Below are 17,303 nucleotides of genomic sequence, written 5' to 3'. Positions count from 1 at the left end.
TCAGCGGTCGTGGCGCTCCGGCGCCTCGGCGGAGGGGCCCGCGGCGCCGGGGGCGGTGCCACCGGCGGCCGGCGGCAGGGCCTCCGGGTCGGTGGTCGAGGTGGTGCTCGTGGCGCCGTCGTCGGCACCGGGGGTGTCGACGACGCGGGCGACCGCGGCCCGGGCCCACGTGAGGCGCACGCCCGGAGAGGTCTCGAGGTCGACGGTGGTGTCGCCCAGCTCGACGACGGTGCCGTACAGGCCGGAGGCCGTCATGACGCGCTGGCCGACGGCCAGGGTCGACTGCAGGTCGGAGACCGCCCGCTGCTGCTTGCGTCCTCGGAGGATGAGGAAGAGCAGGAGGGCGATCGGGAGCAGCAGGATCAAGGCGTCCATCGGCAGCGACCCTACCTGCCGCCGCTGGGACCATCCGGTGTTCGCGGAAGGTGCTCCGGGGAGCGCCCGGCACCCGGCTCCCCCAGCTCGAGCTGCCCGGGCACGCCGCCGGGACGCGCCAGCGGTGGCTCGAGCCCCAGGTGGCGCCACGCGGCGTCGGTGGCGACGCGCCCGCGCGGGGTGCGCCCGATCATGCCCTCGCGCACGAGGAACGGCTCGACGACGGTCTCGACGGTCTCGGCCTCCTCCCCCACCGAGACGGCCAGCGTCGACAGCCCGACCGGCCCGCCGCCGAAGGTCCGGCACAGGGCGCGCAGCACGGCCCTGTCGATGCGGTCCAGGCCCAGCGGGTCGACCTCGTAGACCTCCAGCGCCGCCCGCGCGGAGGCCTCGTCGACCACGGGGCTGCCTCCGGAGGCGCCGCTGCCGCGCACCAGCGACCAGTCGCGCACGCGCCGCAGCAGGCGGTTGGCGATGCGCGGCGTGCCGCGCGAGCGGCGCGCCACCTCGGCGGCGCCCTCGCTCGTGAGGGCCACGCCGAGCAGCGCGGCCGAACGGTGCAGCACCTGCTGCAGCTCCGCGGCGGAGTAGAAGTCGAGGTGGGCGGTGAAGCCGAACCTGTCGCGCAGCGGCGCGGGCAGCAGCCCCGCCCGCGTCGTGGCCCCGACGAGGGTGAAGGGCGGCAGGTCCAGCGGGATGGCGGTGGCTCCGGGCCCCTTGCCGACGACGACGTCGACGCGGAAGTCCTCCATGGCCACGTAGAGCAGCTCCTCGGCGGGGCGCGCGACGCGGTGCACCTCGTCGACGAAGAGCACGTCGCCCTCCTCCAGCGAGGTGAGCACCGCGGCCAGGTCCCCCGCGTGCTGGATGGCCGGGCCGGAGGTGATCCGCAGGCCGGTGCCCAGCTCGGCGGCGATGATCATGGACAGCGTCGTCTTGCCGAGGCCGGGGGGTCCCGACAGGAGCACGTGGTCCGGCGCGCGGCCGCGGGCGCGGGCCGACTCCAGCACGATCGAGAGCTGGTCGCGCACCACCTGCTGGCCGACGAAGTCGCGCAGGCGCTTGGGGCGCAGGGCGCTCTCGGCGGCGCGCTCGGTGTCGTCCGCGCCGGGCTCGACGAGGCGCACGCCGAGGGCGCCGTCGTCCTCGCCGTCCCGGCCCGACAGCTCGCGCGAGGAGTCCTCCATCAGTGGCGCCCGAGGTGGCGCAGCGCGGCGCGCAGCGTGGTGGCGAGGTCCGCGCTCGACCCGTCGCCGTCCACGGCGTCCCCGCCGCTGCCCTCGGTCACCGCGGCCACGGCGTCCTCGGCCTGCTTGGCGCTGAAGCCGAAGCCGACCAGCGCCTCCACCACGGGTGAGGGCGCGGGCCTCGCCGCCACCGGCGCGGGCGCCGCAGCGGCGCGGCCGGACCGCGCAGCGGGGACCTCGCCGCTGGGCGCGCCGATCCTGTCGGCCAGGTCGAGCACCATGCGCTGGGCGCCCTTCTGCCCGATGCCGGGCACGCGCTTGAGCGCCACCAGGTCCTGCGAGGCGACCGCGACGCGCAGCTCCTCCGGCGAGTGCACCGCCAGCACGGCGAGCGCCAGGCGCGGGCCGACCCCCGTGACGGACTGCAGCACCTCGAACACCTCGCGCTCGTCGGCCTCGGCGAAGCCGAACAGGGTGAGGGAGTCCTCCCGGACCACGAGGCTGGTGTGGAGGAGCGCCTCGGAGCCGCGACGCAGGTCCGCCAGGGCGCGCGGCGTGGTGTGGACGAGCATGCCGACGCCCCCGACCTCCACGACGACGCCGTCGAGGCGCAGGGAGAGCACGGTGCCGCGCACCGAGGCGATCATGACGACATCACCCGGGAAGCCTCGCACGCGGCACCGACAGCCCGCGGACCCCGGAGGCGGCGTGACGCGCGGTGACGGCTTGTCACCCGAACGGACGTGCGACGTGCGAGGCTGGGTCGGTGCGCGTGCTGGGGGTCGACCCGGGCCTCACCCGCTGCGGGTGGGGCGTGGTGGACGGCCTGCCCGGGCGCCGGGCGAAGCTCGTGGCCGTGGGCGTGGTGCGCACGGAGCCCGAGCTGCCGCTGGCACAGCGGCTGCTGCAGGTGGCGGACGGGCTGACCGCCGTCCTGAGGGAGTGCCTGCCCGACGCGGTGGCCGTGGAGCGGGTCTTCGCCCGCAACGACGTCTCCACGATCATGGGGACGGCGCAGGCCAGCGGCATCGCCATGATGCTGGCGGCCCAGCACGGGCTGCCGGTGGCCACCCACACGCCCAGCGAGGTGAAGGCCGCCGTCACCGGCAACGGCCGCGCCGACAAGGCCCAGGTCACCCTGATGATCACGAAGATCCTCGCGCTGGCGGAGGCCCCCCGGCCGGCGGACGCGGCCGACGGGCTGGCGCTGGCGATCTGCCACCTGTGGCGCGGGGGTCCCACGGCCCTCGCGGCCGGACAGGACACGGCGTACCACGCCGACCCCCTGGCCTCGGTGGCCGGCAGCGCCGGCGCCCCCACGGCGGCGCAGACGGCGTGGGCCCGCGCCGCCGCAGCGGCACGGGCCCAGCCCAAGGAGTGGAAGCTCCCCGCGAAGACGCGGTGAGCGCTCAGGCGTCCTCGAGGACGCCCTCCGGGACGTCGAGGTTGGCGTAGACGTTCTGCACGTCGTCGAGGTCGTCCAGGGCGTCGATGAGCTTGAGCACCGAGCGCGCCTGCTCCGCGTCGAGCGGGACCTGCATCGACGGGACGAACTGCGCCTCGGCGGAGTCGTACTCGATGCCCGCCTCCTGCAGCGCGGTGCGGACGGCCACGAGGTCGGTCGCCTCGGAGACCACCTCGAAGGAGTCCCCGACGCGGTTCACCTCCTCCGCGCCCGCGTCCAGGACGGCGCCGAGGACGTCGTCCTCGTCGTGGCCCTCGGCCGGCACCTCGACGACGCCCTTGCGCGTGAAGAGGTACGCCACGCTGCCCGGGTCGGCCATGGTGCCGCCGTTGCGCGTGAAGGCCACGCGCACGTCCGAGGCGGCGCGGTTGCGGTTGTCGGTGAGGCACTCGACGAGCACGGCCACGCCGTGGGCGGCGTAGCCCTCGTACATGATCGTCTGGTAGTCGGCGCCGCCGGTCTCCTGGCCGGAGCCGCGCTTGACGGCCCGGTCGATGTTGTCGTTCGGCACCGAGTTCTTCTTCGCCTTCTGGATGGCGTCGTAGAGCGTCGGGTTGCCGGCCGGGTCGCCGCCGCCGGTGCGGGCCGCGACCTCGATGTTCTTGATGAGCTTGGCGAAGGCGGAAGAGCGCTTGGCGTCCTTGACGGCCTTCTGGTGCTTGGTGGTCGCCCACTTGGAGTGGCCCGACATCGCACACCTCCTCGGGGGCTGGCTGTTCTGGGTCAGGTCAGGTCAGCCGCCCATCTTACCGAGGGTGAGCGGCACCGCCCATCACCGAGCGGCGGCCTCGATCATCCGGACGAACAGCGCGTGGACGCGGTGGTCGCCGGTGATCTCCGGGTGGAAGGAGGTGGCCAGCAGGTGGCCCGACCGGACGGCCACCACGCGGTCGGCCGCCGCCGCGGTGCGCGTGCGCGCGAGCACCTCGACGCCCTCGCCGACCTGCTCGACCCAGGGCGCGCGGATGAAGGCCGCGCGCACCGGGCCGCCCTCGACGCCATCCACGTCGAGGTCCTCCTCGAAGGACTCCACCTGTCGGCCGAAGGCGTTGCGGCGCACCAGCACGTCGAGCCCGCCGAAGGTCTGCTGCCCGGGGATCGCGTCCACCAGGCGGTCGGCGAGCATGATCAGGCCCGCGCAGGAGCCGTAGGCGGGCATCCCCTCGGCGATGCGCTCGCGCAGCAGGTCGTGCAGCTCGAAGCGGCGGGCCAGCTTGTCGATGGTCGTGGACTCCCCGCCGGGCAGCACGAGGGCGTCCACGGCGCGCAGCTCGCTGGGGCGGCGCACCGGCACGGCCCGGGCGCCCACGGCCTCCAGCGCGCGGGCGTGCTCGCGCACGTCGCCCTGCAGCGCCAGCACGCCGACCAGCGGGCCCCCACCGGCCGGGCGGGCCGAGGGCGCCCCGGAGGGCACGGGAGTGGTCTGGGGGGAAGCGCTCACCCGTCCATCGTCCCAGCCCGGCAGGATGGGTGCGGTGACCACCGCTGCTGATCACCCGGCCGCTCCCGCCGCGCTGACCGGGCGCGCCGCGGCGCTGGAGGCCGCGGACGCCCTCGGCGACCTGCGCGCCCGGTTCGACCTCCCCGGCGACGGGTCGGTGTACCTCGTGGGCAACAGCCTGGGCGCCCTGCCGCGCGCGGTGGCCCCCGCCGTCGCCGACGCCGTGCAGCGGCAGTGGGGCCGCGCGCGGGTGGGCGGGTGGAACACCGAGGGCTGGTGGACGGCGCCGCAGCGCGTCGGGGACCGCGTCGGGGCGCTCCTGGGCGCGGCTCCCGGGCAGGTGGTGGTGGGTGACTGCACCAGCGTCCAGCTGCACAAGGTGCACCTGGCCGCGGCCGCCGAGACCCGGCGGCGCAGCGGCGGCGACGGCCGCGGCGGCCGGCGCCGCGTCGTCGTCGCCGACCCCGGCTCCTTCCCGACCGACCTGTTCGTCCTGCACTCCGACGCGCGCCTGGCGGGGCTGGAGGTGGTGCTGGCCTCCCCGCCGGAGGTGCCGGCGGTGCTCGCCGCGCGCGGCGACGAGGTCGCCCTGGTGGCCCTGAGCCAGGTCGACTACCGCACCGGCGAGCTGTGGGACCTGCCCGGCCTCACCCGCGCCGCTCACGACGCCGGCGCGCTGGTGCTGTGGGACCTGTGCCACTCCGCGGGCGTGGTCCCCGCCGACCTCGACGAGCACGACGTCGACTACGCGGTCGGCTGCAGCTACAAGTTCCTCAACGGCGGCCCGGGCGCCCCGGCGTGGGTCTACGTGCCCCGCCGCCTGCAGGCGGGCTTCGCCAACCCCGTGCCGGGATGGAACTCCGCGGCGCAGCCCTTCGCCATGACCGCCGAGTACACCCCCGCCTCCGACATCGCCGTGGCGCGCACCGGCACCCCGCAGATGATCAGCCTGCTCGCCCTGGAGGCGGCCCTGAGCGCCTACGACGGCGTCGACGTCGACGCGGTGCGCGCCAGGTCGCTGTCGCTGACGGGCCTTGCCCTGGAGGCGCTGGACGCGCTCGTGCCCGAGGTGGAGGTCGTGACGCCGCGCGAGCCGGACCGGCGCGGCAGCGCGCTGGCGCTGCGCCACCCGCAGGCCTGGGGCGTGGTGCGGGCCCTGCACGCGCGCGGCGTGGAGGGCGACTTCCGCGCTCCCGACGTGGTCCGCTGGGGCGTCGCACCGCTGTACCTCTCCCACGCGGACGTGCTGGCGGCCGTGGTGGCGCTGCGGGCCGTGCTGGACGGCGGCGAGCACCTCGCCGCCGAGGCCGCCGAGCGGCCGACGGTCACGTGAGCCAGCAGCCGGCCGAGCAGTCCTGGCTGCCGCCCGAGGAGGAGCCCTGGGCGCTCTCCCTGGTGGTGAGGGTGGAGCGCGAGAGCGCCGGTGGGCCACCCACCCACACGGACGTCCTGGTGGCGACGGCGCGCGCCGTCGTCGCGCTGCTCACCGACGAGCGCACCAGCGACCCCGAGGGCGCCTTCCACGACGCCGTGGCCCGCTGGCGCGGCCAGCGGATCCGCAAGATCGGCCGGCGGGCCCGCGGCTCCCGGTGGGAGCGGACGGCGCACCTGCCGCACGTCGAGGCCCGCGCCGGCTCCGGCGGGGTGGTGGCGCAGGTGCGCGCCTTCGCACCGCACCCGCGCGACGCGGCGCCGAAGCTGCTGCACGACCTGCAGGTCGGCGGCCTGGAGCTCACCGACCCCGCTCCCGGCCCCGCTCTCCGTGATCACGGGCGAGGAGGGCCGGTGCTCACCATCAGGCTGGCCCCGGGCGTCGGCATGACCACCGGCAAGGCCGTCGCGCAGGTCGGCCACGCGGCGCAGCTGGCGCTGGAGCGGCTCGACCGCGCCACCGTCGCCGCGTGGCTGGCCGGCGCGGAGCCCGACGTGGCCACCGGCCTCGCCGTCGTCGTCCTCCAGGGGGCTCCGGTGCTGCCGGCGTCGCGACGGGTGGACGTCCGCGACGCCGGCTACACCGAGGTGGCTCCCGGCACCGTCACCGTGAGCGCCGGCTTCGAGGGCTGACCGCGCCAGGGCAGCCCGTGCGGTCGCCGACCATTTCTTGACTGACCGTTCATCCATGTACCAGGATGTCCGCGTGGCCAGGCCCAGGAGCTTCGACGAGGCGGTCGTCGTGGACGCCGCCGCGCGGTGCTACACCGAGCTCGGCTACGCCGCCACCTCCGTCGACGACCTCGTCGCCGCCACCGGCCTGCACCGCGGCAGCCTCTACGGCGCGTTCGGCAGCAAGCGCGGCCTCTTCCTCGCCGCCCTGGCCCGGCACACCCCCTCTTCGTCGCCGGGCGAGCCAGACGACGACGAGCGGGCCCTCGACCTCCTGCTCGTGGCCGCGCTGGAGCTGGCCCCTCACGACGACGGGGTCCGCGACGCCGTCCGCGACGCCCGCGCCGCGCTCGGCCCCACCGCCGCGGCCGTGCTCGGCCAGCGCCTCCTGGACCGCGCACGCCTCGACGAGCACCCTCCCGGAGCGCGCGACGCCACCGCCGCACCCCCTGGGCAGGAGCCCACCACCGCGACGACGAGGAGGACGTGATGGCACGGATCAGAGTCAGCGACGGACAGCTCGAGGTCCGGCTCACCGGGCTGGACGCCCTGTGGGCCCTCCGTCGGCGGCTCGTGGTGCCGCTGTCCGCGGTGCGCGGGGCCACGGCCGACCCGGGCGCCGCCGCCGAGCCGAAGGGCGTCCGCGCCCCGGGCCTGCACCTGCCGGGAGTGGCCGCGGTGGGCACCTTCCACCGCGGCGGGGACAAGACGCTGTACGCCGTGCACTCGGGGCGCCGGACCGTCGTCGTCCAGCTCGAGGCGGGGGCGGACACCTCCGGCTTCGCCCGCGCGGTGGTGGAGGTCGCCGACCCCCGCACGGCGGTCGACGACGTCAACCGGGCGCTGAGCAGCCGCTGACCCACGGTCCCCGCCGGTCCCCGCCGGTCCTCGCCGGTCCACGCCGGTCCACGCCAGCCCTCCGCAGGTGACCGCGGTCGGTCCCGGCGGAGCGCCAGCCGGGCGACCGTGCAGCGGGGGTCGGCCCCCCGGCGGCGGCGCGGGCGAGCGGCACCCCGGGACGGATCAGGACACCGGAGGCGCCCCGGGGTCGGGCGGGCTCCACCGGCGCGCCTCGCGGGGCTCGCGCCGCCGCGTCGCCCCGCGGCAGCGCGGGCACACCCGCTTGACGCGCTCACCGGTCCGAGAGGCCAGCAGGTCGTCCCAGGACACGTGCGGGAAGCGCTCCAGCTGCGAGCGCGACAGCGCCAGCCCGCAGACCGTCTGGTTGGTGCCCGGCTCCCACGCGTGGGCCTCCCCCGCGGGGGCGCGCACGCCGTCCTCGTCCGTCCACCGGCTCGAAGCGGCCACGGCCGCCGCTCGTGCGCGCATGAGGGCCCCCTACCCCGGCGGCCCGCAGCGCACGCACCGCACCGGCGCCCTGCGAAGGCCCACCCAGGAGACTCCACCACCGACGACGACGGCCGGCGCCCCTCGCGGGGACGCCGGCCGTCGTCGTGCGCTCGCCGTGGCGAGCTGTCAGCTCACCAGCCGCGCTGCGCCAGGCGGTGCGGCTCGGGGATGGCCTCGACGTTGAGGCCGACCATGGCCTCGCCCAGGCCGCGGGAGACCTTGGCGATGACGTCGGGGTCGTCGTGGAAGGTGGTGGCCTGCACGATCGCCTCGGCCCGCTGCTGCGGGTTGCCGGACTTGAAGATGCCGGAGCCCACGAAGACGCCGTCGGCGCCGAGCTGCATCATCATCGCGGCGTCGGCCGGGGTGGCGATGCCGCCCGCGGTGAAGAGCACGACGGGCAGGCGGCCGGCCTCGGCCACCTCGACGACGAGGTCGTAGGGGGCCTGCAGCTCCTTGGCGGCCACGTACAGCTCGTCCTTGCTGAGCGAGGTCAGCCGGGCGATCTCCGCGCGGATGGTGCGCATGTGCGTGGTGGCGTTGGAGACGTCACCGGTGCCGGCCTCGCCCTTGGAGCGGATCATCGCCGCGCCCTCGGTGATGCGGCGCAGGGCCTCGCCGAGGTTCGTGGCGCCGCAGACGAAGGGCACCGTGAACTGCCACTTGTCGATGTGGTGGGCGTAGTCGGCGGGGGTGAGCACCTCGGACTCGTCGACGTAGTCGACACCGAGGCTCTGCAGCACCTGCGCCTCGACGAAGTGGCCGATGCGCGCCTTGGCCATCACGGGGATCGAGACCTCGGCCTGGATCGCGTCGATGAGGTCGGGGTCGCTCATGCGCGCCACGCCGCCCTGCGCGCGGATGTCGGCGGGGACGCGCTCGAGGGCCATGACGGCGACGGCACCGGCGTCCTCGGCGATGCGCGCCTGCTCCGCGGTGACGACGTCCATGATGACGCCGCCCTTGAGCATCTCGGCCATGCCGCGCTTCACGCGCGAGGTGCCGACCTGGGGCTGCGAGGCAGAGGTGGAGGACTCGGACATGCCTCCCATGGTACGGCGGCGCACCGGGCGCGAGGGACCGCCTGACCTGCACGAGCCCCCCTGAGCAGGGGCTCCACCGGGGCCTCAGCCGCCGATGTGGCGCAGCACACCGTCCCAGCCGCCCAGCAGCTCCTCCACCAGGCCCACCAGGGCGTGCGGGTAGACGGTCGCCCCCGCCGCCTGGGCCGCCACCAGCTCCGGCAGCGCCCACCAGCGCAGCTCGTCGAGCACGTCGCCCTCCAGCGCGGTCCACCCCGCCGTCGAGACCCCGCGCGCCTGCGCGCCCGGCACCACGGCCAGGAAGAACAGCTCGTCCTGCCGGCACGTGCGGGCCAGGAAGTCGAAGACGGCGCTGCGCTCCCCCACCGGCCCCACGAGCTGCTCGGCAGCGAGGTCCAGCCCGGTCTCCTCGCGCAGCTCGCGCGCGGCCGCGGCGCGCGGGTCCTCCCCGGGCCCGATGCCGCCGCCGACGGTGAACCACCACGACCGCTGCGGCTGGTCGGCGTCGTGGCCGCGCACGAGCAGCAGCCGCACCTCGCCGTCCTCGCAGGCGGGGTCCACCAGGAGCACCCGCGCCCCCCGCCGGAACCACAGCCCGTCCTCGCCGAGCACCCACTCCTCGACCGCGCCCGGCACGTCCTCCGCCACGCCGCCAGCCTGTCAGCCCGCGGGCCGCGCGCCCTCCCCCGGGGGCGCGCCCGGTCGCCGCGGCGCCAGGACCGGCGGCTCGTCGTCCACGTCGAAGGTGCGCGGCAGCGGCGCCCTCCCCGCGAGGTGCGCCCAGCGCTCCAGGCGCCGCCCGCGGGTGCGCCGGGCTGCCACCACGGCGTCGTTGGCGAAGCGCCGCGCCAGCACCACCCGCTCGCAGGCGGTGGCGAGGTCCGCGAGCAGCTCCTCCACGAGGCCGTCGCGCCGGTCGTGCAGCACCTGCACCGCCCCCGGCGTGAGCACAGCGCGCAGCGCCCGGGTCAGGTCGGACTCGACCACCTCGCGCTCCAGCTCCTCCAGCGGCGCCGTCGCCTCCGCCGCCGCCGAGGCGAGCAGCAGCGCGCTGGCCGGGTCGAGGGTCCCGCTGGCCGCGAGCGCCTCGGTGGCGGCGGCGCGGCGCAGCAGGGCGGCGTCCAGCGCGGCGCGCGTCGTCTCCACCCGCACGTGCATGCGGTCGAGGCGGGCCGCCCTCGCCGTGAGCCACCACGCCAGCCCCCCGAGGACGACGACGCCGGCCAGCACCAGGGCGAGCACGGAGAAGGCGTGGTCGCTCACGGGCGCAGCCCGCCCGCGGCGTCCCGCCACTGCGACAGCAGGCGCCCCGCGGCGGGGTCGCCGCCCGGGCCGCCGAGGGCGGCCTCGTCGCCGTGGACGCCGCTGAGCACGGTCTCGTACACGGTGAGCACCCGGTGGGCCACCACCGACCAGTCGTACCGGCGCACGGCGCGCGAGGCCTCGGCGGCCAGGCGCTGGCGGCGCTCGTCGTCGCCGAGCAGCCTCGACGCGCCCGCGGCCAGCGCCGCGGGGTCGCCCACGGCCGCGAGCTCGCCCAGGGCGCCGCCGTCCAGCACGCGGCTGAACGCCGGCAGCGCGCTGGCCAGCACGGCCGTGCCGGCGCTCATGGCCTCCACGAGCACGATGCCGAAGCTCTCCCCCGCGGTCTGCGGCGCCACGTAGACGTCGGCCGAGGCGAGCAGGGAGGCCTTGTCCGCCTCGCTCACCGACCCCAGCAGCTCCAGGCAGCCGGCGTGGTCGCCGGCGAGCGCCCGGGCGGCGCGGGGGTCGCCGCGCCCGGCGACGAGCACGCGCAGGCCGGGGTGCTGCGCCCGCAGGGCGGGCAGCGCCTCGGCGAGCACCCCGAAGCCCTTGCGCGGCTCCTCGAAGCGCCCCAGGAACAGCAGCACGGGCGCACCGGGCCGGCCCCGCCACTCCTCGCGCACGGGTGCGCCCGCATACCGGTCCACGTGCACGCCGTTGGGGACGACGACCGCGTCACCGCCCAGGTGCTCGACCACCCGGCGGCGGGCGTCCTCGCTGACGGCGATCCGGGCGGAGAGCTTCTCCAGCCCGGGACGCACCAGCGGCAGCGCGGCCTGCAGCGCCCGCGAGCGCAGCGAGGCGGTGTGGAAGGTGGCGACCAGCGGCGCCTCGGCGGTGAGCATGGCGATCAGGGCGATGCTGGGGGTGACCGGCTCGTGCAGGTGCACCACGTCGAAGGCGCCCTCGGCGAGCCAGCGCCGCACCCTCAGGCCCACCACCGGCCCGAAGCTCACCCGGGCCACGGAGCCGTTGTAGGAGACCGGCACGGCGCCGCCCGCGGAGACGAGCCACGGCGGCAGCGGCTCCTCGGCGCCGCCCGAGGCCTCGGAGACCGGCGCGAGCACGGAGACCTCGTGGCCCTGCTCGAGCAGCACCTCGGCGAGGTCGGCGACGTGCGCCTGGACGCCGCCGGGGACGTCGTAGGAGTAGGGGCAGACCAGCCCGACCCTCACGGCGCCGGCTCCTGCGCGGCGGGGACCGCGCCGCGGCCGGTGAAGACCCGCTGGAGCACGTGCCAGTCCTCGGGGTGGCGCCGCACGGCCTCGGTGAGCACGTCGACGCAGGCCTGCGTCATGGCGGCGGTCTGCACGCGCCGGTCGGGCCGCTGCCCCGGCCGGGCCTCGGCCGCGACCGGCACCGGGACCCGGGGGTGGACCACGGCGACGGCGGTCCAGGAGCGCCACGGGCTGCGCCCGCTGCCCGGGTCCCGCGGCCCGGGCTCGTAGTGGACGCTCACCGGGAACAGCGGGGCGCCCGTGGCCAGCGCCAGCGCCGCCGGGCCCGCCGCCGCGCGCGAGGGCTGACCGAGCAGCTGCACGGGCACGCCGCTGCCGGACAGGTCGCGGTCGGCGAGCAGCGGCACGAAGGCGCCGCCGCGCAGCGCCCGCACGAGCGAGGCGAAGCTGGCGCTGCTGCCCCCGCCGCGCGCCACGGGCACCACGGTCAGGCCCAGCCGCTCCCGGAAGGCGAGGAACGCCTCGAACACCTCTGCGGGCTCCAGGCGCTCGGCCACGGTGACCACGGGCGCGCTCCAGGTGGCCGCGGCCCAGGCGCCGACCTGGTCCCACGAGCCGGAGTGGCCGAGGAAGGCGACCGCTCCGCGGCCGGTCTCGAGCGCCTCGACCAGCTCGGCGAGCCCCTCGCCCTCCACGCGGGTGCGCTCGCGCAGCTGCACGGGGGTCCAGACGTGGAGGCGGAAGGCGTCGGCCCAGTAGCGGGCGTAGGACCGCATCCCGTCCCGCAGCAGCTGCTGCAGGCCGGCGCCCGAGGCCCCCGTGGCCGCCGCCAGGTTGGCCTCCAGGCGGCGCACGCCGGCGCCGCGGCGCCGGACGGCGAGGTCGGCCCCGAGCGAGGCAGCCGTCCGCACCAGCGGCTCGGGGAGGCGGGGGACGACGGCGAAGGCGGCCCGGTAGCCGAGCGCGGCCGCGCCGGGGAGGTCGCCGGCCCGGGCGCGGAGCCGCGCGAGGGGGCGGCGGCCGCCGTCAGGTGCCGGCACGGGCCGGCTCGTCACCGGGCAGCAGCTGGCGGCGCACCAGCGCCAGGCGCTGCCCGATGGTGACGCAGCTGGCCACCGCGAGCAGGCCCAGCACCACGACGAGCACCACGTGCGGCAGGCCCAGGCCCACGAAGCCGGTCGCCACGAGCGCGGCCACGAGGCGCTCGCTGCGCTCGGCGACTCCCACGTCCGCGCGGGCGCCGGCGGCCTCGGCGCGCGCCCGGGCGTAGGAGACCACGAAGCCGAGGGCCAGGTTCGCCAGCGCCAGCACCGCCAGGCCGCGGGCCCACGTGGTCTGCGAGCCCGCCCCGGTGGCGTAGAGGACCAGGCCGCCGAAGACGGCGGCGTCCCCGAACCTGTCGAGGGTGGAGTCGAGGAAGCCGCCCCAGGCGCTGGTGCGCCCCGACATCCGCGCCATCGTCCCGTCGACCGCGTCGGAGAAGACGAAGCACGTGATGGCGATGGTCCCCCAGAACAGCTGCCCCTGCGGGTAGGCGACCAGCGCGGAGACCACCACGCCGAGCGTGCCGAGCACGGTCACCGCGTCGGGGCTGACGCCGCGGCGCAGCAGGAACGCGGCCAGCGGCGTCAGGAGGCGCGCCAGCCAGGCGCGGGCGTAGCGGTTGAGCATCTCGCCTGCAGGCTAGCGGGAGGCGCCGGCGGCGGCCCGGCTCACGAGCCCGCCGCTGGTCCGGTCGGGGAGCCGGAGGGGCTGCTCGGCCCGCCGCCCGACGCCGTGCCGGGCTCCCCCGCGGCGGCCCACGCGGCGGCCAGCTTGGCGCGCGTGTCGGCGAGCAGCTCCGGCAGCGCCTTGGTCCGCCCCACCACCGGCAGGAAGTTCGCGTCCCCGGTCCAGCGCGGCACCACGTGCTGGTGCAGGTGCGCGGCGATGCCCGCGCCACCCGCCTCCCCCTGGTTCACGCCGAGGTTGAACCCCGACGGGTTGCTGACCCGCGAGAGCACCCGCAGCGCGCTCTGGGTGAGCGTGGCGACCTCGACGGTCTCCTCGGGCGTCAGGTCGACGTAGCCCGCGACGTGCCGGTAGGGGCAGACCATGAGGTGCCCGGGGTTGTACGGGTAGAGGTTGAGCACCACGAAGCAGAGCTCGCCGCGGGCGACGACGAGCGCGTCGTCGTCGTCCAGCGAGGGGGCCCGGCAGAACGGGCAGCCGGACCCGGCGGCCGCGCTCGGCGGCTTGTTCTCCCCGCCGATGTACGCCATCCGGTGGGGCGTCCACAGGCGCTCGAAGCCGTCGGCCTCCCGCGCGAAGCCGGCCGGGTCCTCGGCGCCGCCCGGCAGCCCGCCGGAGACGGCCTCGCTCACACCTGGACCCGGGAGCGGACCGCCTCGACGATGCGCTCGACGGCCTCCGCCACCGGCACGCCGTTGTCCTGGCGGCCGTCGCGGTAGCGGAAGGAGACCGCGCCGGCCTCGACGTCGTCACCGCCCGCGATGAGCACGAACGGCACCTTGGCCTTGGAGTGGGTGCGGATCTTCTTCTGCATGCGGTCGTCGGAGTCGTCCACCTCGGCGCGGATGCCGAGCGCCTTGAGCTGGCGCACGACGTCGTGCAGGTGGCCGGCGAACTCCTCCGCGACCGGCACGCCGACCACCTGGACGGGCGCGAGCCACGGGGGGAAGGCGCCGGCGTAGTGCTCGACCAGCACGCCGAAGAACCGCTCCAGGGAGCCGAACTTCGCCGAGTGGATCATCACGGGCTGCTGGTGGGACCCGTCCGCGGCGGTGAACTCCAGGCCGAAGCGGGCCGGCTGGTTGAAGTCGTACTGGATGGTCGACATCTGCCAGGTGCGGCCGATGGCGTCGCGCGCCTGCACGGAGATCTTCGGGCCGTAGAAGGCCGCGCCGCCCGGGTCGGGCACGAGCTCCAGGCCGGTGCGCTCCGCGCAGCCGCGCAGCACCTCGGTGGCCTGCTCCCACTCCTCGTCGGAGCCGATGAACTTGTCACCGGTGCCGCGCGTGGACAGCTCCAGGTAGTAGTCGTCCAGCCCGAAGTCGCTGAGCAGCCCCAGCACGAAGCCGAGCAGCTTCTCGACCTCGGCCGGCGCCTGCTCGGGGGTGCAGTAGCTGTGCGAGTCGTCCTGGGTGAGCCCGCGCACGCGGGTCAGGCCGTGCACCACGCCCGACTTCTCGTAGCGGTACACCGACCCGAACTCGAAGAAGCGCAGCGGCAGCTCGCGGTAGGAGCGCCCGCGCGACCTGAAGATCAGGTTGTGCATCGGGCAGTTCATGGCCTTGAGGTAGTACTGCGCGTTCTCGAGCTCCATCGGCGGGAACATCGTGTCGGCGTAGTACGGCAGGTGACCCGAGGTCTCGAAGAGGTGCTGCTTGGAGATGTGGGGCGTGCCGACGTAGTCGAAGCCCTCCTCCACGTGCCGCCGGCGGACGTAGTCCTCCATCTCCCGCTTGATGACGCCGCCGCGGGGGTGGAACACCGCCAGGCCGGAGCCGATCTCGTCGGGGAAGGAGAACAGGTCGAGCTCGGCGCCCAGGCGGCGGTGGTCGCGCCGCTCGGCCTCGGCCAGGCGCTCCAGGTGGGCGCGCAGCTCGTCCTTGGACGGCCACGCGGTGCCGTAGACGCGCTGCAGCTGGGTGTTGGCCTGGTCACCGCGCCAGTAGGCGGCAGCGGTGCGGGTGAGCTGCCAGCCGTTGGCCAGCAGGCGGGTGCTCGGCACGTGGGGGCCGCGGCACAGGTCCTTCCAGGCGACCTCGCCGCCGCGGCGGACGTTGTCGTAGATGGTCAGCTCGCCGGCACCCACCTCGACGGAGGCGCCCTCGGCCACCTCGTCACCGGCCTCGGGGGATCCGGTGCCGCCCTTGAGGCCGATGAGCTCCAGCTTGTAGGGCTCGTCGGCCAGCTCGGCACGGGCCTGCTCGTCGGTGACGACGCGCCGGCGGAAGGTCTGGCCCTCCTTGACGATGCGCTGCATCTCCTTCTCGAGGGCCTTGAGGTCCTCGGGGGTGAACGGCACCTCGACGTCGAAGTCGTAGTAGAAGCCGTCGCGCACCGGCGGGCCGATGCCGAGCTTCGCCTGCGGGTGCAGGGACTGGACGGCCTGCGCGAGCACGTGGGCGGTGGAGTGGCGGAGCACGTCGAGCCCGTCGGGGCTGCCCACCTCGACCGCCTCGACGACGTCACCGTCGGACAGCTCGGTGCTCAGGTCCTTCAGCTCGGCTCCGGACCCGCTGTCGATGCGCGCCACGACCACGTCGCGGCGGCCCTCGAACAGCTCGGCGGCCGTGGTGCCCGTCGCGACCTCGCGCTCGGCACCGTCGACGACCACGCGCAGGACACCAGGCTCAGACACGGCCAGGACTCTACGGCGCGGGCACCCGCGGCCGCTGGCCGCCCGTCGCCGTCCCCTCAGGCGTCCAGGAGGACGACGACGGCGCCGACGCCCACCTCGCCCGGCTCGAGCACGTCGGCGTAGACGCCCAGGCAGCGCTTCGGGGTGCGCGTCACCTCCAGCAGCGGCCCGCCCGCCGGGCCCGCGCCCCCCAGCCGCAGCCGGCGACCCACCCAGCCGCGCTCGTCCCCCGGGCGCGCGAGCGGCGGGTCGAGGTCGAGGACGACGTTGGCGCGCTCCCCCGGGTCGCAGCCCGCCGGGGCGTCGGGGGCGTCCGCGGCGCCGGCCGCCACGAGGTGCACGGCGGCGCCGTCGCGGTGGGCCGTGCCCCCCTCGGCGAGCGCGTCCTGCAGGCGCGAGCCGGGGCCTGCCAGCCGCTCGACCCAGCCGTCGTCGAGGGGGCGGACGCCGGGGCCCCTGCTGCCACCGCGCACGCGGAGCCCGTCGTCGTCGTCCGCGGTGGCCGACAGCGCGGCGAGCCCCGGCAGGTCACGGGCCCTCAGAGGAGCCCCGGCGGCGTCCAGGAGCTGCCAGCGGCGGTCGTGCGCGAGCCCGGAGGCGTCCACCCGCACGACGCCGGGCAGGTCCCCGCCGGCGGAGCGCAGCGGGAAGCGCCGCAGGAGGGAGACCCTGCCCACGACGACGCCGTGCTCCACGGAGGACCTCCTGGAAAGCACCGACGGGCCGCCCCTGGGAGGGACGGCCCGTCAGACCCGGGTGGGCGATACTGGGATCGAACCAGTGACCTCCTCGGTGTGAACGAGGCGCTCTACCGCTGAGCCAATCGCCCGGGTGCGGAGAACACACTACAGGCCCTCCGCGGCGGCCCCGTCACGGGTGGGTCAGGGCTCGACGCCGGGGATCCTGTCGAGGAAGGCCACCGCCGCCGCGGGCAGCACGTCGGGCGGTCCCATCACCACGAGGAAGAGCCAGGCACCGCCGAGGGCGCCGGCCAGCGCGGCCCCCGAGCCCGTCAGGCGCAGCCACAGCGGCTGGCGGCCGGCCCAGTGCGTGAAGCGGCGCACGGCGAGGCGGGCGCGCTTGAGGAGGCGGTGGGCCCAGGCGAACTCGCTGGCGAGCACGGCCAGGCCCGCGAGCACCAGGGGGATGCCGCCCGGGCCGGGCAGCCAGCCGGTGGCGGCGCCCAGGAGGATGAGGAAGACGCCGACGCAGGCGACCACGACGCGGTAGACGCGGTGCTTCTTGGGGTCGGCGCGGATCCTGGCGCGCCACTCCCAGCGGTCGCGGCGCTCGCTGCGGGACGCGCCGGGACCCCCGCGCGAGGACCCGGTGCGCTTGCGACCTGCGACGGGACCGGCCGGGACGGGGGTCACGGCGTCGTCGGGTGCGGGAGGTACCGGCGGCGCGGGCTGCACCCGCCTAGGGTACGTCTCGTACGACACGCCGCCCGGGGGTGTTTGATCCGTCCGGGACGGGGGAACATCGAGGGT

At 76.4% G+C, this 17,303-nt stretch carries 21 protein-coding genes and 1 tRNA gene; 5 read left to right on the top strand and 17 right to left on the bottom strand.

Annotation, left to right across the window (positions count from 1 at the left end):
* The 3 genes from yajC to ruvA are packed head-to-tail and all read right to left on the bottom strand — an operon-like array spanning nt 1 to nt 2,209.
* Nucleotides 1-375 (bottom strand): preprotein translocase subunit YajC, encoded by a 375-nt coding sequence (yajC, locus tag FHN55_RS13085; protein ID WP_139712749.1) that lies wholly within the window; start codon nt 373-375, stop codon nt 1-3.
* Between the two features lie 11 nt (nt 376-386).
* A complete protein-coding gene (gene ruvB / locus FHN55_RS13080; RefSeq protein ID WP_139712748.1) occupies nt 387-1,562 on the bottom strand; it encodes a Holliday junction branch migration DNA helicase RuvB in 1,176 nt (391 codons plus the stop codon).
* Entirely contained in the window at nt 1,562-2,209 is a 648-nt protein-coding gene (gene ruvA, locus FHN55_RS13075) for a Holliday junction branch migration protein RuvA (RefSeq protein ID WP_139712747.1), read from the bottom strand. Before ruvA ends, ruvB begins: the two co-directional genes overlap by 1 nt.
* A gap of 119 nt (nt 2,210-2,328) precedes the next feature.
* Here ruvA and ruvC point away from each other — a divergent pair, with 119 nt between their 5' ends.
* Nucleotides 2,329-2,967, top strand: a complete 639-nt coding sequence (gene ruvC / locus FHN55_RS13070) for a crossover junction endodeoxyribonuclease RuvC (RefSeq protein ID WP_139712746.1) — start codon at nt 2,329-2,331, stop codon at nt 2,965-2,967.
* Nucleotides 2,968-2,971: 4 nt separating this feature from the next.
* Here ruvC and FHN55_RS13065 read toward each other — a convergent pair whose 3' ends face one another.
* Nucleotides 2,972-3,718, bottom strand: coding sequence for a YebC/PmpR family DNA-binding transcriptional regulator (locus FHN55_RS13065; RefSeq protein WP_139712745.1), 747 nt, complete (start codon nt 3,716-3,718; stop codon nt 2,972-2,974).
* A gap of 81 nt (nt 3,719-3,799) precedes the next feature.
* Entirely contained in the window at nt 3,800-4,441 is a 642-nt protein-coding gene (gene pdxT, locus FHN55_RS13060; protein ID WP_139712942.1) for a pyridoxal 5'-phosphate synthase glutaminase subunit PdxT, read from the bottom strand.
* Nucleotides 4,442-4,493: 52 nt separating this feature from the next.
* Between pdxT and kynU the strand changes: the two genes are divergently transcribed.
* The 4 genes from kynU (at nt 4,494) to FHN55_RS13040 (ending at nt 7,429) form a co-directional block, all read left to right on the top strand.
* Nucleotides 4,494-5,801: a kynureninase gene (gene kynU / locus FHN55_RS13055; protein ID WP_139712744.1), complete on the top strand. Its 1,308-nt coding sequence runs from the start codon at nt 4,494-4,496 to the stop codon at nt 5,799-5,801.
* The gene (locus FHN55_RS13050; RefSeq protein WP_139712743.1) at nt 5,798-6,532 is read left to right on the top strand and encodes a peptidyl-tRNA hydrolase; all 735 of its coding nucleotides are present in this window, start codon (nt 5,798-5,800) and stop codon (nt 6,530-6,532) included. Before kynU ends, FHN55_RS13050 begins: the two co-directional genes overlap by 4 nt.
* A gap of 73 nt (nt 6,533-6,605) precedes the next feature.
* Entirely contained in the window at nt 6,606-7,061 is a 456-nt protein-coding gene (locus FHN55_RS13045; protein ID WP_139712742.1) for a helix-turn-helix domain-containing protein, read from the top strand.
* Nucleotides 7,061-7,429, top strand: coding sequence for a hypothetical protein (locus FHN55_RS13040; RefSeq protein ID WP_139712741.1), 369 nt, complete (start codon nt 7,061-7,063; stop codon nt 7,427-7,429). Before FHN55_RS13045 ends, FHN55_RS13040 begins: the two co-directional genes overlap by 1 nt.
* A gap of 165 nt (nt 7,430-7,594) precedes the next feature.
* On the opposite strand, the gene FHN55_RS13035 is transcribed toward FHN55_RS13040, so the two are convergent.
* The 12 genes from FHN55_RS13035 to FHN55_RS12980 form a co-directional block, all read right to left on the bottom strand.
* On the bottom strand, nt 7,595-7,900 hold the full coding sequence (locus tag FHN55_RS13035; RefSeq protein ID WP_139712740.1) for a hypothetical protein: 306 nt from the start codon (nt 7,898-7,900) through the stop codon (nt 7,595-7,597).
* 152 nt (nt 7,901-8,052) lie between these two features.
* Entirely contained in the window at nt 8,053-8,964 is a 912-nt protein-coding gene (gene pdxS, locus FHN55_RS13030; protein WP_139712739.1) for a pyridoxal 5'-phosphate synthase lyase subunit PdxS, read from the bottom strand.
* An 84-nt stretch (nt 8,965-9,048) separates the two neighbouring features.
* Nucleotides 9,049-9,612 carry an NUDIX hydrolase gene (locus FHN55_RS13025; protein ID WP_139712738.1) on the bottom strand — a complete coding sequence of 188 codons (564 nt, stop codon included), beginning with the start codon at nt 9,610-9,612 and terminating at the stop codon, nt 9,049-9,051.
* Between the two features lie 12 nt (nt 9,613-9,624).
* Nucleotides 9,625-10,227, bottom strand: coding sequence for a hypothetical protein (locus FHN55_RS13020; RefSeq protein ID WP_373995733.1), 603 nt, complete (start codon nt 10,225-10,227; stop codon nt 9,625-9,627).
* Nucleotides 10,224-11,444, bottom strand: a complete 1,221-nt coding sequence (locus tag FHN55_RS13015; RefSeq protein WP_139712737.1) for a glycosyltransferase family 4 protein — start codon at nt 11,442-11,444, stop codon at nt 10,224-10,226. Before FHN55_RS13015 ends, FHN55_RS13020 begins: the two co-directional genes overlap by 4 nt.
* The gene (locus tag FHN55_RS13010) at nt 11,441-12,487 is read right to left on the bottom strand and encodes a phosphatidylinositol mannoside acyltransferase (protein ID WP_139712736.1); all 1,047 of its coding nucleotides are present in this window, start codon (nt 12,485-12,487) and stop codon (nt 11,441-11,443) included. The genes FHN55_RS13015 and FHN55_RS13010 overlap by 4 nt, the downstream gene beginning before the upstream one ends.
* Nucleotides 12,474-13,118, bottom strand: a complete 645-nt coding sequence (gene pgsA / locus FHN55_RS13005; protein WP_139712735.1) for a phosphatidylinositol phosphate synthase — start codon at nt 13,116-13,118, stop codon at nt 12,474-12,476. The genes FHN55_RS13010 and pgsA overlap by 14 nt, the downstream gene beginning before the upstream one ends.
* Nucleotides 13,119-13,159: 41 nt before the next feature.
* Nucleotides 13,160-13,786, bottom strand: coding sequence for an HIT domain-containing protein (locus FHN55_RS13000; protein ID WP_257570987.1), 627 nt, complete (start codon nt 13,784-13,786; stop codon nt 13,160-13,162).
* A gap of 20 nt (nt 13,787-13,806) precedes the next feature.
* Complete coding sequence (gene thrS / locus FHN55_RS12995; protein ID WP_139712734.1) at nt 13,807-15,813, bottom strand: threonine--tRNA ligase; 2,007 nt, start codon at nt 15,811-15,813, stop codon at nt 13,807-13,809.
* A gap of 56 nt (nt 15,814-15,869) precedes the next feature.
* Nucleotides 15,870-16,508, bottom strand: coding sequence for an MOSC N-terminal beta barrel domain-containing protein (locus tag FHN55_RS12990; protein WP_180357816.1), 639 nt, complete (start codon nt 16,506-16,508; stop codon nt 15,870-15,872).
* 62 nt (nt 16,509-16,570) lie between these two features.
* Nucleotides 16,571-16,642 (bottom strand) — tRNA-Val (locus FHN55_RS12985).
* A gap of 52 nt (nt 16,643-16,694) precedes the next feature.
* The gene (locus FHN55_RS12980) at nt 16,695-17,228 is read right to left on the bottom strand and encodes a PGPGW domain-containing protein (RefSeq protein ID WP_218974634.1); all 534 of its coding nucleotides are present in this window, start codon (nt 17,226-17,228) and stop codon (nt 16,695-16,697) included.
* Nucleotides 17,229-17,303: the final 75 nt, after the last annotated feature.

The organism is Streptomyces sp. NP160 (genome assembly GCF_006335115.1).
In the GTDB taxonomy this organism is placed as follows: Bacteria; Actinomycetota; Actinomycetes; order Actinomycetales; family Quadrisphaeraceae; genus Quadrisphaera.
Note: the sequence above shows the minus strand (reverse complement) of the source record. Positions and strands in the feature narration are given on the sequence as shown.

Bases quoted from the DNA above. Each gene is read 5' to 3' on its own strand.
- yajC (WP_139712749.1), bottom strand. From the start codon at position 375: ATGGACGCCTTGATCCTGCTGCTCCCGATCGCCCTCCTGCTCTTCCTC.
- ruvB (WP_139712748.1), bottom strand. From the start codon at position 1,562: ATGGAGGACTCCTCGCGCGAGCTGTCGGGCCGGGACGGCGAGGACGAC.
- ruvA (WP_139712747.1), bottom strand. From the start codon at position 2,209: ATGATCGCCTCGGTGCGCGGCACCGTGCTCTCCCTGCGCCTCGACGGC.
- FHN55_RS13065 (WP_139712745.1), bottom strand. From the start codon at position 3,718: ATGTCGGGCCACTCCAAGTGGGCGACCACCAAGCACCAGAAGGCCGTC.
- kynU (WP_139712744.1), top strand. From the start codon at position 4,494: ATGGGTGCGGTGACCACCGCTGCTGATCACCCGGCCGCTCCCGCCGCG.
- FHN55_RS13040 (WP_139712741.1), top strand. From the start codon at position 7,061: ATGGCACGGATCAGAGTCAGCGACGGACAGCTCGAGGTCCGGCTCACC.
- FHN55_RS13035 (WP_139712740.1), bottom strand. From the start codon at position 7,900: ATGCGCGCACGAGCGGCGGCCGTGGCCGCTTCGAGCCGGTGGACGGAC.
- pdxS (WP_139712739.1), bottom strand. From the start codon at position 8,964: ATGTCCGAGTCCTCCACCTCTGCCTCGCAGCCCCAGGTCGGCACCTCG.
- pgsA (WP_139712735.1), bottom strand. From the start codon at position 13,118: ATGCTCAACCGCTACGCCCGCGCCTGGCTGGCGCGCCTCCTGACGCCG.